At 72.2% G+C, this 14693-nt stretch carries 16 protein-coding genes and 1 pseudogene; 9 read left to right on the top strand and 8 right to left on the bottom strand.

Features of this window, described 5'->3' with window-relative positions:
• Nucleotides 1–27: 27 nt before the first annotated feature.
• From ABIC29_RS15340 to msrB, 4 genes are all read right to left on the bottom strand, one after another.
• The gene (locus tag ABIC29_RS15340; RefSeq protein WP_158551860.1) at nt 28–180 is read right to left on the bottom strand and encodes a hypothetical protein; all 153 of its coding nucleotides are present in this window, start codon (nt 178–180) and stop codon (nt 28–30) included.
• A gap of 2 nt (nt 181–182) precedes the next feature.
• Complete coding sequence (locus ABIC29_RS15335) at nt 183–743, bottom strand: flavin reductase family protein (protein WP_116085234.1); 561 nt, start codon at nt 741–743, stop codon at nt 183–185.
• 148 nt (nt 744–891) lie between these two features.
• Nucleotides 892–1413 carry a peptide-methionine (S)-S-oxide reductase MsrA gene (gene msrA / locus ABIC29_RS15330; RefSeq protein WP_354246706.1) on the bottom strand — a complete coding sequence of 174 codons (522 nt, stop codon included), beginning with the start codon at nt 1411–1413 and terminating at the stop codon, nt 892–894.
• Entirely contained in the window at nt 1410–1898 is a 489-nt protein-coding gene (gene msrB / locus ABIC29_RS15325; protein ID WP_354246703.1) for a peptide-methionine (R)-S-oxide reductase MsrB, read from the bottom strand. Before msrB ends, msrA begins: the two co-directional genes overlap by 4 nt.
• A gap of 254 nt (nt 1899–2152) precedes the next feature.
• On the opposite strand from msrB, the gene ABIC29_RS15320 reads away from it, so the two are divergent.
• The 6 genes from ABIC29_RS15320 (at nt 2153) to ligD (ending at nt 9006) form a co-directional block, all read left to right on the top strand.
• Entirely contained in the window at nt 2153–3889 is a 1737-nt protein-coding gene (locus tag ABIC29_RS15320; RefSeq protein WP_116085227.1) for a cation:proton antiporter, read from the top strand.
• Between the two features lie 168 nt (nt 3890–4057).
• A complete protein-coding gene (locus tag ABIC29_RS15315) occupies nt 4058–5011 on the top strand; it encodes an aggregation-promoting factor C-terminal-like domain-containing protein (RefSeq protein ID WP_199471771.1) in 954 nt (317 codons plus the stop codon).
• Nucleotides 5012–5210: 199 nt separating this feature from the next.
• Nucleotides 5211–6764 (top strand): YhjD/YihY/BrkB family envelope integrity protein, encoded by a 1554-nt coding sequence (locus tag ABIC29_RS15310; protein ID WP_354246699.1) that lies wholly within the window; start codon nt 5211–5213, stop codon nt 6762–6764.
• A gap of 57 nt (nt 6765–6821) precedes the next feature.
• On the top strand, nt 6822–7595 hold the full coding sequence (locus tag ABIC29_RS15305; RefSeq protein WP_354246696.1) for a lysophospholipid acyltransferase family protein: 774 nt from the start codon (nt 6822–6824) through the stop codon (nt 7593–7595).
• A gap of 46 nt (nt 7596–7641) precedes the next feature.
• Nucleotides 7642–7914: a DUF2277 domain-containing protein gene (locus ABIC29_RS15300; protein WP_354246693.1), complete on the top strand. Its 273-nt coding sequence runs from the start codon at nt 7642–7644 to the stop codon at nt 7912–7914.
• Between the two features lie 48 nt (nt 7915–7962).
• Entirely contained in the window at nt 7963–9006 is a 1044-nt protein-coding gene (gene ligD / locus ABIC29_RS15295; protein WP_354246690.1) for a non-homologous end-joining DNA ligase, read from the top strand.
• A gap of 218 nt (nt 9007–9224) precedes the next feature.
• On the opposite strand, the pseudogene ABIC29_RS15290 reads toward ligD, so the two are convergent.
• Nucleotides 9225–9878 (bottom strand): annotated as a pseudogene (locus ABIC29_RS15290) (isocitrate lyase/PEP mutase family protein); the annotation flags it as partial.
• Nucleotides 9875–10717 carry a hypothetical protein gene (locus ABIC29_RS15285; RefSeq protein WP_354246687.1) on the bottom strand — a complete coding sequence of 281 codons (843 nt, stop codon included), beginning with the start codon at nt 10715–10717 and terminating at the stop codon, nt 9875–9877. The gene ABIC29_RS15285 and the pseudogene ABIC29_RS15290, both read right to left, overlap by 4 nt.
• Nucleotides 10718–10781: 64 nt before the next feature.
• Here ABIC29_RS15285 and ABIC29_RS15280 point away from each other — a divergent pair, with 64 nt between their 5' ends.
• On the top strand, nt 10782–11462 hold the full coding sequence (locus ABIC29_RS15280; RefSeq protein ID WP_158551858.1) for an ArsR/SmtB family transcription factor: 681 nt from the start codon (nt 10782–10784) through the stop codon (nt 11460–11462).
• Between the two features lie 2 nt (nt 11463–11464).
• On the opposite strand, the gene ABIC29_RS15275 is transcribed toward ABIC29_RS15280, so the two are convergent.
• A complete protein-coding gene (locus tag ABIC29_RS15275) occupies nt 11465–12109 on the bottom strand; it encodes a GTP pyrophosphokinase (protein WP_116085510.1) in 645 nt (214 codons plus the stop codon).
• Between the two features lie 183 nt (nt 12110–12292).
• Here ABIC29_RS15275 and ABIC29_RS15270 point away from each other — a divergent pair, with 183 nt between their 5' ends.
• Nucleotides 12293–13156, top strand: a complete 864-nt coding sequence (locus tag ABIC29_RS15270; protein WP_354246684.1) for an MBL fold metallo-hydrolase — start codon at nt 12293–12295, stop codon at nt 13154–13156.
• Between the two features lie 75 nt (nt 13157–13231).
• Here the strand turns inward: ABIC29_RS15270 and ABIC29_RS15265 are convergent, their stop codons facing one another.
• Entirely contained in the window at nt 13232–13645 is a 414-nt protein-coding gene (locus ABIC29_RS15265; RefSeq protein ID WP_116085206.1) for a YchJ family protein, read from the bottom strand.
• Between the two features lie 154 nt (nt 13646–13799).
• Between ABIC29_RS15265 and ABIC29_RS15260 the strand changes: the two genes are divergently transcribed.
• Nucleotides 13800–14648 carry an aggregation-promoting factor C-terminal-like domain-containing protein gene (locus tag ABIC29_RS15260; RefSeq protein WP_116085204.1) on the top strand — a complete coding sequence of 283 codons (849 nt, stop codon included), beginning with the start codon at nt 13800–13802 and terminating at the stop codon, nt 14646–14648.
• Nucleotides 14649–14693: the final 45 nt, after the last annotated feature.

The raw sequence follows: 14693 nt of genomic DNA, 5'->3' as shown, positions 1-14693 counted from the left end.
CGGAGGCGACCCGCTCCTCGCGCCGGATCAGCCGATGAGCGCCGCGATGAGCGTGCCGATGGCGGTGAGCACGATGATGCCGACGAGGCCGTAGCGGCGGAGCTGCACCGAGAGCAGCGCGACCGAGAGCCGGCGCCGGCGCCGTCGCCGGCGACGGCGTGGCGGTGTCGTCGAGTGCATCGTCAGACCTGCGGCGATGCGTCGTCGATCGCATGGAACCGTCGGTCGCGGTACACGAGCGACGGCGCACGCTCGCCCAGGTGCACGTCGAGCACTTCGGCGACCACGAGCGACGAGCCGCCGACGGGCAGCGTGTGCGTGATGCGCGCTCGCAGCGCGACGGGTGCGGAGACGAGCCATGGCTCACCGGTCGGCAGCGCGTGCCAGCCCTGATCGGGCGTGAAGCGCGGCGCACCGGACCGGGCGAACGCCCGCGCGACCTCGACCTGGTCGGCCGAGAGCAGGTGCACCACGACCGACTCGGCCGCGAGCAGTCCGCCGGCCGAGCCGGTGGCGCGCGTGACCGAGAAGGAGAGCGCGGCGGGCGCTGCCGAGACCGAGGCGACGCTCGACGCCGTGAGGCCGACCGGTCCGGTCGGGGTCGTCGCGGTGATCAGGGCGACACCGGCCGGGTGGTCTCGGAACGCCGCCTTGAACGCCTCGGCGGTCGCGTCGAGCAGGGTCGGCGGCGCGGCATCCGTCGGCAGGGCGTCTGCGAGCGGGTTCGGATCGGGCGCGGCCATGGGATCAAGCCTACGTTCGCGAAGCTGCATGCCGGCACCATGCCGGTCGTGCGGGTGCCGTGAACGACGGATGCCCCGCCGGACCGGGTCCGGCGGGGCATCCGCTCGCGTTCATCGACGACGCGCGTCGGCGAGGCGACCCCGCGGCCTACGCGACGGTCGAGGCGTCGCGCTTGGGCAGCTTCCACCCGGGGCGCACGAAGTGGCACGTGTACCCGTTCGGGTACTTCTCGAGGTAGTCCTGGTGCTCGGGCTCGGCCTCCCAGAACGGGGCGGCCTCCTCGATCGTGGTGACGACCTTCGCGGGCCAGAGGCCGGAGGCGTCGACGTCGGCGATCGTGTCGAGCGCGACCTCCTGCTGCTCGGGGCTCTGCGGGAAGATCGCCGAGCGGTAGCTCGTGCCGATGTCGTTGCCCTGACGGTTCAGCGTCGACGGGTCGTGCACCTGGAAGAAGAACTCCAGCAGCTCGCGGTAGCTCGTCTGCGCGGGGTCGAAGACGATCTCGATGGCCTCGGCGTGGCCGGGGTGGTTGCGGTACGTGGGCTCGGCGTTGCTGCCGCCCGTGTAGCCCACGCGCGTCGACTCGACGCCCGGGCGCTTGCGGATCAGGTCCTGCATGCCCCAGAAGCAGCCGCCGGCGAGGATCGCGGTCTCGGTCTGGTTCGTCATGATGCGTTCTCCTTCTCGGATGTCGCGGCCGCGACATCCGTCGTCGTGAACAGGCTGCGGAAGTCGCCGTAGCCCTGCTCCTCGAGCTCGGCGACGGGCACGAAGCGCAGTGCCGCCGAGTTCATGCAGTAGCGGAGCCCGCCGGCGTCGGCCGGCCCGTCGTCGAACACGTGGCCGAGGTGGCTGTCGGCACCCGACGAGCGTACCTCCACGCGCTTCATCCAGAGCGTGCGGTCGACATGCTCCGTCACGGCGGTGGCGTCGAGCGGCTTCGTGAAGCTGGGCCACCCCGACCGGCTGTCGTACTTGTCGGTCGAGGAGAAGAGCGGCTGCCCCGAGACCACGTCGACGTAGATGCCGTCGTCGTGGTTGTCCCAGTACTCGTTGCGGAAGGCCGGCTCGGTGCCGTCGCCCTGCGTGACGCTGCGCTGGAGGGGCGTGAGGCGGGCGAGCGCCTCGGGAGTGCTGCGGTAGTCGTTCGACATTCGTTCCTCCTTCATGGGGCACCGCTGGCTGCGGCACCCTCTGGGTCGCTGGTCGCCGTGCGAGGCGCGACATGAGAGAAAACCATCGAGCGGGGCGTGCTGTTCCGGATGTCGCGCTCCCACGCTGTGACTTCGCTGTGAGCGCGGTCCGTCCGACCGTCGCCGCCTCGTGACAGGCCGTCCGCGGTGCGCGAGACTTTCCCCAGCCCCGTGGTCCGGATGCCGCATCCGTGCGAGGTGCGGAGGGAGGGCCGGTGGAACTGCTCGTCGTGGTCGTGCTCGGCCTGCTCGGCATCGCCGCAGCGGCGGTCTTCGGCCCGCGGCTCGGCGTGGCCGCCCCACTGCTGCTCGTGATCGTCGGCATCGGGGCGAGCCTGCTGCCGTTCGTGCCCGACGTCGAGATCGACCCGGAGTGGATCCTCGCGGGCGTGCTTCCGCCGCTGCTCTACTCGGCATCCGTCCAGATGCCGGCCATGGAGTTCCGCCGCGAGTTCAGCGCGATCGGCGGGCTGTCGGTGGGCCTCGTCGTCGTGAGCTCGGTGCTGCTCGGGCTGTTCTTCTCCTGGGCGATCCCCGACCTCGGGCTCGCCGGGGGCATCGCGCTCGGTGCGATCGTGAGCCCGACCGACGCGGTCGCGACCTCGATCGTGAAGCGCATCGGGGTGAGTCCGCGCATCGTGACGGTCCTCGAGGGCGAGAGCCTGCTGAACGACGCGACGGCGCTCGTGCTGCTGCGTTCGGCGATCGTCGCGGCCGCGGCATCCGTCACCTTCTGGCAGGTCGTCGGCGACTTCGTGTTCGCCGTGGTGGTGGCCGTCGTGATCGGCTACGTGGTGGGCAAGGCGAACCTCTGGGTGCGGGAGCGCGTCGCCGACCCGACGGCGAACACGGTGATCTCGTTCACGGTGCCGTTCCTCGCCGCGGTGCCGAGCGAGGCGCTCGGCGCCTCCGGGCTGGTCGCGGCCGTGGTCGCCGGGCTCGTCACGGGCCGCGGGGCGCTGACGCGGCTCTCGCCGCAGCACCGCGCGTCGGACACGCAGGCGTGGCGCACCGTCGAGTTGATCCTCGAAGGGGCCGTGTTCCTGGTGATGGGACTCGAGATGTCGGCGATCGTGGCCGATGTCCAGGGCGGCAGGTCCGGACTCGTCGCGGGGCTCGTGCTCGCGGCCGTCGCACTGCTGGCGGTGATCGTGGTGCGCGCGCTCTACGTGCTCTCGACCCTCGGCCTGCAGCGAAGGCGGGTGCGACGCGGCGTCGAGATGCGCGGGCCGCTCGCGGACATGCAGCAGCGGCTCGACCGGGTGGACGAGGAGCATCCCCTCCGGCTCGACCGGCGCGGTGGACCGCAGCAGGGCGAGCAGGGGCCGACGGTGTCCAAGGCCAGGCTCGCGGTGTTCCGCCGGAGGATCCGGCGCAAGGTCGCCGACATCGACTACTTCACCGCCGAACCGCTCGGGTGGCGCGAGGGCAGCGTGATCGTCTGGGCCGGCATGCGCGGAGCCGTCACGCTCGCCGCCGCGCAGACGCTCCCGTCGGATACGCCGGAGCGCTCGCTGCTCGTGTTCGTCGCCTTCGTGGTCGCTGCGGCGTCCCTCATCGTGCAGGGCGGCACGCTGCCGATGCTGGTGCGCTGGGTCAAGCCCGCACGCTTCGACCGGGCGGCGGTCGACGCCGATCGGGAGCAGCTCGACGACCGCCTGCGCGACATCGCGCGGCGGGTGACGGCCGACGCGGCCGCCGCGGACGTCGCTCGGGCAGGTGCGTCGCCGGACGCGTCAGGTGACGGTTCCAGCGCGGCCGTCACGGCGCGATCCGAGCGCGGACTGCGGTTGCGACTGCGCGTGATCGGCGAACAGCGGGCGGCGCTCTCGACGTTCCGCGACGAGGGCGCATTCAGCTCGACGGCGCTCACCGAGGCGCTCCAGGCGTTGGATGCGGTGCAGATCAGCCTCGAATTGCGCCTTCCATCAGGCGATGTTTCCAAAACGTGATCGTTGAGCTTTCGTCAATACCTCGGATGACATTCACAGGAAGAACTGAGGGGTTGTACAGAACTCCTCGGCAGACTGGCGACTTCGCCCGGGCGCCCCCGCGTCCGTGGAACGCCAAGCAAGGCTCGAAGCGCCCCCCGGCGCGTCGTCGCCGCCCAGGTGAAAGACATGCAGAACGAGACTTCTTCCCCCAGCACGACCCAGATTTCCCCCGGCACCACCCCCACGAACAACGAGACCGAGGTGACCCGCCGCGGTCGTCGGGCGACCGGAGCCTTCCGTCGCTTCCGAGCCCCGGTGCTCACCGCGGGCGCCATCATCGCCGTCGGAGCCCTCGTCGGCACCGGCTACGCCGTGCAGAGCGAGGCCACCGCGAAGGCCCAGCGCGTCGACGAGACCGCAGCGCTCGCCCTCGCCGCCGAGCGCGACTCGCGACAGGGTCTCGCCGTCGACCACGGCGCCGTGCTCGACGCGCGCGCCGACAAGCAGGCGAAGGACACCCTGACCGTCGCAGGCCAGGCGCTCGCCGCAGCGCAGGGCAAGGCCGACGCCTCGGCGCTCGCCACGACCGTCGCCGCGCTCGACTCCTACGAACGGCTCAGCCCCAGCAAGGTCTTCGAGCTCGTCGGCACCACGCAGAAGCAGACCGCCGAGGTGACCATGGCCGTCGCCGAGGCCGACCGCGTCGCGGCCGAGAAGGCCGCCGCCGAAGCCGCAGCCAAGGCAGCGGCCGAGGCGGCCGCCCGCGAGGCCGCCGCGGCGAAGACCCCGTCCGGCTCGTCGTCGGGCGGTGGCGCCACGCCGAGCGCCCCCTCGAACCCGAGCGAGGCGCAGGCCATCGCACGCGACATGATGGCGTCGCGCTACGGCTGGGGCGACGACCAGTTCGGCTGCCTCGTCGCGCTCTGGAACCGCGAGTCGGGCTGGAACGTCTACGCGTCCAACCCGAGCGGCGCCTACGGCATCCCGCAGGCCCTCCCCGGCAGCAAGATGTCCTCGGCCGGTGCCGACTGGGCCACCAACCCCGCCACGCAGATCTCGTGGGGCCTCGGCTACATCGCCGGCCGCTACGGCAGCGCGTGCGGCGCCTGGAACACCTCCGAGTCGCAGGGCTGGTACTGATCCCTCCGATCACGCGGTGACGCACCGATGGCGTCCGAGCTCCGGCTCGGACGCCATCGTCGTCTCCGGATGCCGCGAGCGGGCGTCGGTCGGCCCGTCTCCGGATGCCGCTGGCGGTCGCTGCGAGGCCGTGCATCGCATCCGGCGCGCCCGGAGTCAAGCGCCTGCGCGCGACATCCGCGCTCGATAGCCTGACCGCATGGCTGGTGGCGAGATCAAGGAGCCCGAGCGGTTGCCGGAGCAGACGGGGTTCATGGCGCGCGTGAACGCGCTGATCGCCTGGGCCATGGCGCTCAAGCCCGTTCGCGCCTACCTGCGCTACATGAAGGTGCACGGCCCCGCCCTCTCCGACAGCGTCACCTATCGCACGCTCTTCTCGGTGTTCGCGGGCGTGTTCCTGGGCTTCGCGATCGCCGGCATCTGGCTCGACGGCAACCCCCAGGCGATGGACGCGCTCGTCGAGACCGTCGAGCAGGCCATACCGGGGCTCATCGGCGAGGGCGCGCTCATCGACCCCGACGACCTCGTGCAACCCGTGACGCTGAGCATCGCCGGGGCGCTCGCCCTCATCGGTCTCGTCACCGCGATGATCGGGGCCATCGGCTCGATGCGCGTCGCGATTCGCCGGATCGGCGGACAGCCCGACCCGCAGCGCTTCTTCGTCTGGACGATGCTGCGCGACCTCCTGCTCGCGATCGGGTTCGGGGCCCTGCTCGTCGGCGCCGCCGCGATCACGCTCTTCAGCACTGCCGCGCTCGACCTGCTCTTCGGCTGGATCGGCCTCTCGCGGTCCGCCGAGAGCTACGTGTTCCTCACCGGTGCGGTCGCGGTGCTGGTGATCTTCGTCATCGACACGGTCGTGGTCGCCGGCATGTTCCTGGTGCTCTCGGGTATGCGCCCGAGCGCGGGCACGCTGTGGGTGGGCGCCCTGATCGGCGGTGCGGGGCTCACGGTGCTGCAGGAGCTCTCGGGGCTGTTCGTCGGCGGTGCGACCTCGAACCCGCTGCTGGCCTCGTTCGGCTCACTCATCGCGCTGCTGCTCTGGCTGAACCTCTCCTCCCAGGTGATCCTGATCGCATCGGCCTACATCATCACGGGTGTCGAGGACCGGCGCGAACGCGAATGGGGGCTCGAGCGGGAGCGGGTCCTCGAGCGCGTGCGAGCCGACGGCCGCGCGACCGGCGTCGCTCGCGGGCCGCGGCGTGCCGTTCGGGACGATGCCCTCCCAGACGGGCGACCGCGCCCGTCGACCGTGCAGCACGTCGTGCGGGGCCTCGTCGCGCCGCTCACGAGGACGCGGGTGTTCCGTGCGGTCGCACCCGTGCTGCTGCCGCCGATCGAGGCCGTCCTCGGCTGGATCACCGGCGGCCGCGTGCAGCTCAGCGCCCTGCTCGTGCCCTCGCTCGTGCTGCATACCGTCGGCGCGAAGACGGGGGAGGCGCGCGACACGCCCCTCATGTACACGCCTGACGGGCAAGGGCGGGCGATCGTCGCGGGCACGACCTTCGCGATGGCGCGGCATCCGGGCTGGACCTACAACCTCGCCGCACAGCCGGATGCCTCGATCACGGTTCGGGGCCGCGACCTCGCCGTGCGCGCGACGCGCATCGACACGGAGGCCGAGCGCGACGCCGCGTGGGCGCTGATCGAGGCGCAGTGGCCGGGGTATCGGGCGTACGAGCGCGACTCCGGACGCGTGGTGCGGCTGTTCCGCCTGCAGCCGGTGCCCGGCGACCCGTCTCCTCGATCGTGACGCCCGGCGGCGACATCGCACAGGCGGTGCGCAGTGCGCCCCCGTACGATTGATCTCATGACCGGACGGCGCAGCGATCCCATCTACAGCACGGCGATCGTCGTCGGCCGCGGCCTCTTCGGCGCGCTGCGGCTCAAGCGCAGGGTCACCGGCATCGAGCACGTGCCGACGACCGGTGGCGCCGTGCTCGCCATGACGCACTTCGGCTATCTCGAGTTCGCCCTGGTCGAATGGGTCACCTGGCTCGGCAACCGCCGCCGCATCCGCTTCATGGCGAAGCAGAGCGTGTTCGACAAGCCCGTCGTCGGTGCGCTCATGCGCAGCATGCGGCACATCTCGGTCGACATGAAGGCGGGCGCCGCGGCGTACGCGAAAGCCGTCGAGGCGCTGCGCGACGGCGAGCTGCTCGGCGTGTTCCCCGAAGCGGGCGTGAGTGCCTCGTTCACGGTGCGCGACCTCAAGACCGGGGCGGCCCGACTCGCCGCCGAGGCCGGCGTGCCGATCATCCCCGTCGCCGTGTGGGGCGGGCACCGCCTGCTCACGAAGCGTCACAAGGTCGGCTTCTTCGAACGGTTCGGGGTTCCGGTGAGCTTCGCGTTCGGATCGCCCATCTCGGTCGGCGCCGATGAAGAGCCGCACGTCGCGACCGAACGGCTGAAGGTCCGCCTGCAGGAACTCGTCGATCGCGTCCAGCGGGAGTATCCGGTCGACGGCACCGGCCAGTGGTGGCAGCCGAAGCGACTCGGCGGCACGGCCCCGACCGCCGAGGAGGCGGCCGCCGCCGATGCCGCCCGCGACCTCGAGCGCGAGGCGCGCCGAACCGAGGCCTAGCTCGCCGACCCGAGACATCCTCGACGCTTCGTCGTAGGCTCGAGGCATGTGCAGGAACATCCACACCCTCCACAACTTCGAGCCCGCCGCGACGAGCGACGAGGTGCAGGCGGCAGCGCTGCAGTACGTGCGCAAGGTGAGCGGATCGACGAAGCCCTCGAAGGCGAACGCCGAGGCCTTCGAACGCGCCGTCGCCGAGATCGCGCACATCACGCAGCACCTCCTCGACGACCTCGTCACGAACGCGCCGCCGAAGAACCGCGAGGTCGAGGCGCAGAAGGCCCGAGAACGCTCGGCTGGACGATACGCGGCCGCGTGAGCGGTCGGCCCTCGCGGCCCGTCGGCGGCGTGCAGTAGCGTCGCTGGCATGGCAGGCGACGCGGCACAGCTCATCGTTCCCGGACCAGACGGCGAACGCCAGGTGCGCGTCTCGTCGCCATCCCGCGTGCTCTGGCCCGACGTCGGCATCACCAAGCTCGATCTCGCCGAGTACCTCGTCGCCGTCGGCGAGCCGTTCATCGAGGCGAACGGCGGCAGGCCGGTGTCCCTGCAGCGGTTCCCAGAGGGCATCGACGGCGAGCAGTTCTTCTCGAAGAACCCGCCGCGGGGCGCTCCGGAGTGGCTGCGTTCGGTGACGGTCACGTACCCCAGCGGCCGGCGGCATCCGCAGGTCGTGCTCGACGAGCCGGCCGCAGCCGTGTGGGCGGCGCAGATGAACACGATCGTGTTCCATCCGTGGGCGTCTCGGGCGACGAACACCGACAACCCCGACCAGCTGCGCATCGACCTCGATCCACAGCCCGGCACCGGGTTCGCCGAGGCGGTTCCCATCGCGCTCGCCCTGCGCGACCTGCTCGGCGAGGTCGGGCTCACCGGGTTCGTCAAGAGCTCGGGCAGCCGCGGCATCCACGTGTTCGCGCCCGTCGAGCCCCAACACGAGTTCCTCGACGTGCGCCACGCCGTGATCGCGCTCGGGCGCGAACTCGAACGGCGCATGCCCGACCGCGTGACCACGAACTGGTGGAAGGAGGAGCGCGGCGACCGCATCTTCATCGACTACAACCAGGCCAACCGCGACCGCACGATGGCCGGCGCCTACAGTCCGCGACCGCTGCCGCACGCCCCCGTCTCGTGCCCGCTCGAGTGGGACGAGCTCGAGACGGCCGACCCCACCTCGCTCACGATCCGTACCGTGCCGGCGCGCCTCGCCGACGTCGGCGACCCGTGGGCCGGCATGCACGACCACCCCGGGCGGCTCGACACGTTGCTCGAGTGGTGGCAGCGCGACCTCGCCGACGGCCTCGGCGAGCTGCCGTTCCCTCCTGACTTCCCGAAGATGCCGGGTGAGCCCATGCGCGTGCAACCGAGCCGCGCCCGCAAGCCCGACCCCGACGACGCCGCCGACGACTGACGACTGACGACTGACTGACGTGCGTCGGCGCTCGGGTCACCCGCCGGCGCCCGCGAGCGCCACGACCTCCGCGTAGGTCGGGATCCCGCCAGCGCCACGACCTCCGCGTAGGTCGGGATCCCGCCAGCGGTTCCGGCCGTCGGCCCGAGCCCACCGGCCACGGCGTCGTCGATCGCGCCGAGGGCCGCCCGGAAGAGCAGCGAGCCCGTGCTCACCCGCGCCACACCGCACGCGGCGAGGTCGGCGAACGCCACCCCGGGCTGCACGAGCACGTTGAGCGGAGCGTGCACGCGCGACGCGACGCGCGCGATCGTCTCGAGGGGGAGCACGCCGGGCACGAACACGCCGGAGGCGCCGGCCTCGAGATACCGCCGAGCTCGTGAGACGGCCGTCGCCTCCCGCTCGGCGACCGGTCCGCCCTCGTCGAGCCAGAACGCGTCGGTGCGGGCGTTCACGAACAGCGCCGGTGCCGCGGCCCGCACGGCCGCCACCTTCGCCGCCGCGAGCTCCGGGTCGACGAGTGCGCCGGATGCGTCGGAGTCCTCGAGGTTCACGCCGAGTACGCCGAGCTCCTCGAGCCGGCGCGCGAAGGCGCCGACCTGAGCGGGATCGTCGGCGAACCCGGATTCGATGTCGACCGTGACGCCGATGCCGCCGGCGGTCAGCTGCTCCGCGAGTCGCATCGTCGCGTCGGCGGTCTCGCCGGCTCCGTCGCGCCGCCCGTTCGCGATGGCGACGCCGAGGCTGGTCGTGCCGATCGCGTCGTGTCCGCGTGCTGCGAGCCATCTGGCGGATGCCCCGTCCCAGGCGTTCGGCAGCAGGAGCGGGTCGCCGGCCCGGTGCCGTGAGGCGAACTCCGCCGGCGTGATCATCCGGCGCCTCCGGCGGTCCGGCCGAGCTCGACCGGAATCCCGGCTTCGCGGAGCGCGTCGACGATCGCCGCCGCGATCGCGAGCGCGTGCGCCGGTGCGGGGCACGCGCGGGGTCCGGCGCCGAAGGCGAGCGCGGCGCTCGCCTCGGGGGGCGTCGCGTCGTCGGGTGCGCCGTCGTCGGCGAGCGACAGGATGACGACCCCGCCGTTGGGGCCCACGCGCCGAGTCGTCGGCACGGGCGGATCCAGGCGCAGGGTCCGCACGAGTGCCGCCCGGGTGGTGATGGCCGGTTCGTCGGCGATCGTGCGGAGCGCGCCGTCGATGAGCGCCGCGGTGGCGAGGTGCGCCTGGACGAGCAGCTGCACGGCGAGTGCGGGGTCCTCATGGCCGCGTGCCGTCTGGAGTGCCTCTGCGGTGGCTGCGTCTGCGTCAGGGACGGCGGCGGCCGACGATGCCCCTGCTGCGGTTCCTCCCGCGTACACCGCGGAGATTCCGGCGATGAGCCGGGGGAGCGCATCAGGGGTGCCGATTCCCAGGTGCTCGGCGAGGCACGCGACCGGCACCGTCCGCGCGATCCGGTGCGTCGGCTCGTCGCGCGCCCGCGCCCGACGCGTGAGCCGGGTCGCCGTGCGCGCGAGTTCCCCGGGCTCGAGCGCCGCGAGCCGCCGCTCGAGGCGCTCGCGTCGTGCATCGTGCACCGTCCCGTTGACGAAGCGCGAGGTCGCGGCGCGGAATCGCTCGGTCGAGCGTGCGGACCCGGCATCCGCCTCGGGGACCAGGTGGTCGAGGTCGGCGAGGATGCGCCGCGCGTTCGAGGGATCGGTGATCATGGTGACCATGCCTCGACGCTATGCCCGGAACGGTTCGCCCTGCGGCGAATCGTCGTCGGCGTACGCTGGGCTCGTGAACGGCGATGCAGACCTCTCGCACCCCGCCAGGCTCATGGGCGAACCGGCCAGGGCGGCGATGCTCGTCGCGCTCCTCGACGGCGGCTCGCGCCCGGCGAGCGAGCTCGCGGCGATCGCGGGCGTGCGCCCGCCGACCGCGAGCGCGCACCTCGCCCGACTCGTCGAAGGCGGGCTGCTCGTCGACCGGCGGATCGGCCGGCATCGGTACTTCGAACTCGCCGACGCGAGCGTCGCCGACGCGGTGGAGGCACTGCAGCGGATCGCGCCGCGTCGGCCCGTGACCTCGCTCCGCCAGTCGACCACGGCCGTGCGGCTCGCCGAGCTCCGTTCCTGCTACGACCACCTCGCCGGCCGCGTGGCGCTCGTCATCGCCGACGCGCTCGTGCAGGAGGGATCGGTCGCGCCGCTCACCTCGGGGCGCGTCGGCGAGATCACCGGCAGCGGCCCGCTTGCGAGGCGCCTCGGGCTCGACGACGAGCCCCCGTCCGCACCGGGCCGGCGCCCTGCGGTGCGCGGATGCCTCGACTGGACCGAGCGCCGGCCGCACCTCGCCGGCGTCGCCGGCGCACGCATCCGACTGGCCTTCCTCGATCGAGGCTGGGCGGTCGGGCTGTCGCAGGACCGCTCGCTCCGGCTGACCGACGCCGGCCGAGCCGTGCTCGCCGACCTCGCCTGAACTCAGACCGCGATCGGCCGCGTCGAGGCGGGTCGCACCGGCGCGCCATGCAGTTCACGGTGCAACCGCTCCATGCGCGCGTCGAGCTCGGAGGCCGTGCGCGCGGCATCGGTCAGGTCCTCGAGCAGGGCATCGGGAACCTGCCGGTCGTACTTGTAGTAGATCTTGTGCTCGAGGCTCGCCCAGAAGTCCATGGCGATCGTGCGCACCTGCACCTCGACGGCCACGTGATGCGTGCCGGTCGAGAGGAACACCGGTACCTCGACGATCAGGTGCAGGCTCTGGTAGCCGTTCGCCTTCGGCTCGGCGATGTAGTCCTTCTTCTTCAGCACCCGGATGTCGCCCTGCGCGGTGAGCAGTTCGGCGACCCGGTACACGTCGGAGACGAAGCTGCACGTCACGCGAACGCCCGCGATGTCGGTGATCGTCTCGCGGATCGAGTCGAAGGACGGCTCGATGCCCTTGCGCTCGAGCTTCTCGATGACGCTGTCGAGGCTCTTCAGGCGGCTCGAGATGTGCTCGATCGGGTTGTACGCGTGCGTCTGCGCGAACTCCTCGCGCAGGATCGAGAGCTTGGTGAGCACCTCGTCCATGCCGAACTTGTACCGGAGCATGAACCGCTCGGTGTCGTCGCGCAGGGTTCGCATCTCTTCGAGCGTGGTGCCGTCGATGGCCTCGATCGCACGCTGGGCCCGTTCGGTGAGGCCACGCCCGCCGGCGTCGTGGTCGGCGGTGGGTCGGGTCGCAGTCACGGGATCCACCGTACGACGCGAACCTCTGCATTGCCTTTGTCCGGGAGCGGACGGGCCCCGCCGGACTAGGCTCGGCCCATGCCGGCCTGGATCACCGTCGCCGATGGCGTGCACCAGCGCAGGGGCGGTCCGTTCGACCTCTCCGTCGTGGTCGTCGAGGGCGCCGACGGGCTCCTCGTGGTCGATGCCGGTGCCGACCCGGCCGAGGGGGCCGAGATCCTGGCCGACATCCGCTCGCGCTTCGACCGGCCGGTGCTGGGCCTGGTCAACACCCACGCGCACTTCGATCACACGTTCGGCAACCAGGTCTTCCGGGCGCCGGCGACGGAGGTCCCGATCCACGGTCATGCCGCGATCGCACGCCACTTCGAGCGCTACGAGGCGCCCAGGCTCGCCGCGTGGCGCCTCGACCCGTCGCGCGAGCCTGGCCGCGCCTGGGCCGACGTCGAGCTCGTGCCGCCGACGCATCCGATCGAGGCGCCCGTGGAACTCGACCTCGGCGGCCGTACGGTGCACCTGCTCCCTCAGCCGCCGGCGCACAGCGACACCGATCTCGTGCTGTTCGTTCCGGAGGTGCGGGTCTGGGTGCTCGGCGACCTGGTCGAGGAGTCCGGACCGCCGATGTACGGGTCCGGCTCGTACCCGCTCGCCTGGCCCGTGGTGCTCGGCGCACTCGGGGCCCGGATGCGGGAGGGCGACCTCGTCGTTCCCGGTCATGGCGCCATCGTCGACCGCGCGTTCGTCGCGCGACAGGCGGGCATGCTCGGGCTGATCGCCGAACGGCTCGCCCAGGCGTACAGCCGAGGACTGTCCGTCGACGCCGCGCTCGCCGCACACGCGGAATGGCCGGTCCCGCCCGAGGGCCTCATCGGCGCCGTCGAACGCGCCTACCTCGCCCTCGACGGCGGGCCGCTCGACGAGGGCGGCACGCTCGACGCCTGACCAGGGGCGCCACCGGGTCGAGCAGTCAGAGCGTCAGGGCCGCCAGAGCAGCCAGAACCGCCTCGGGCCGCCCGATCAGTCGATCGCGGCCACGTACGACCAGCGTCCGTCCTCGCGTACGAACGAACTGGCCTCCTGCTGCACCCCACGCTCGCCGTCGTGCCGGGAGAATGCCGCGAACTCGACCACGCCGGCGCGATCGAGCGGTCCGCCCCGCTCGGTGCGCAGGATGTCCAGACGCGTCCAGCTGACCGTCGGGTCGAGGTCGAGCTCGCGGGGACGAGTCGACGGATGCCAGGTCGCGAGCAGGTACCCGGCATCGCCGAGCGCGAACGCCGTGAAGCGCGAGCGCATGAGCTGTACGGCGGTCGGGGCGGGCAGGCCGTCGACGATCCACCGGCCGCAGCACTCGCCGAACGTGAGTCCGCTCGTGCACGGACACCGGGTGCCGGGGGCGGGGAACTCAGGGGATTCGGAGGAATGCGGCATCCCCCCAGTATTCACGGGGCAGCGCGGGGCGCGGTCATGCTCTGCTCAGGAAGAAGTGAGGATCTGTACAGCATCGGGCGGCAAAGTGTGTGACTTGTGCCCGAGCTCGGCGGGTGCGTCCCCCGTTTCCCCCGATTCCGAGCCTTCAGGATTCATGCGAACCACTTCGATTGCAACGTCAGAACGCTCGAATACCCCCGAACCCACCCCCACCCGTCGCGGCACCCGCGCGCGACGCGTCGGCCGCCGGCGCCTCGTCGCGGTCGGCGCCGTCGCCGCCCTCGGCCTCGTCGTCGGTACCGGCTTCGCCGTGCAGGACGCCGTGAAGACGCAGGAGCGGATCGACGCGACCGCGCAGCTCACCCAGGCCACCGGCCTCAGCCGGGACGGCCTCGGCGTGTACAGCGGCATCGCCGCGGCGAAGGCCGAGTCGCAGGCGAAGGACACGATCACGCTGGCCAACGCGACGCTCGCCGCCGCCGACGGCAAGGTCGACGCGTCGGGCCTGCAGGCCTCCGTCGCATCGCTGAGCGACTACGAGGTCATCCCGACCGAGGACGTCGTCGGTCTCACGAAGCAGACCAAGGCCGAGGCCGCGAAGACCGCGGCCGCGACCCAGGCCTTCGACCTCGAGCAGCAGCGCGCCGCGGCGCAGGCCGCGGCCGAGGCCGCCCAGACGCTCGCCGCGGCGAACACGCCCGCGGGTGCCCGCGACACCGCGCGATCGCTCGCCGCCTCCATGTACGGCTGGGGCGACGACCAGTTCCAGTGCCTCGACAAGCTGTGGGCGAAGGAGTCCGGCTGGTCGTACACGGCCTACAACGGGTCGAGCGGTGCCACCGGCATCCCGCAGTCGCTGCCCGGCAGCAAGATGGCCACCGCCGGCGCCGACTGGGCGACCAACGCCGCGACCCAGATCACCTGGGGACTCGGCTACATCAACGGGTCCTACGGCTCGCCGTGCAGCGCCTGGTCGCACTCGCAGTCGGTCAACTGGTACTGATCGCCGAACCGCGCTGATCGGGGCGCCGACAGCGCCGATCGCGCC

It is taken from the genome of Agromyces sp. PvR057 (assembly GCF_040547485.1).
Taxonomy (GTDB): Bacteria; Actinomycetota; Actinomycetes; order Actinomycetales; family Microbacteriaceae; genus Agromyces.
The sequence above is the reverse complement of the archived record's forward strand: the minus strand, read 5'-3'. Positions and strand labels throughout refer to the sequence as shown.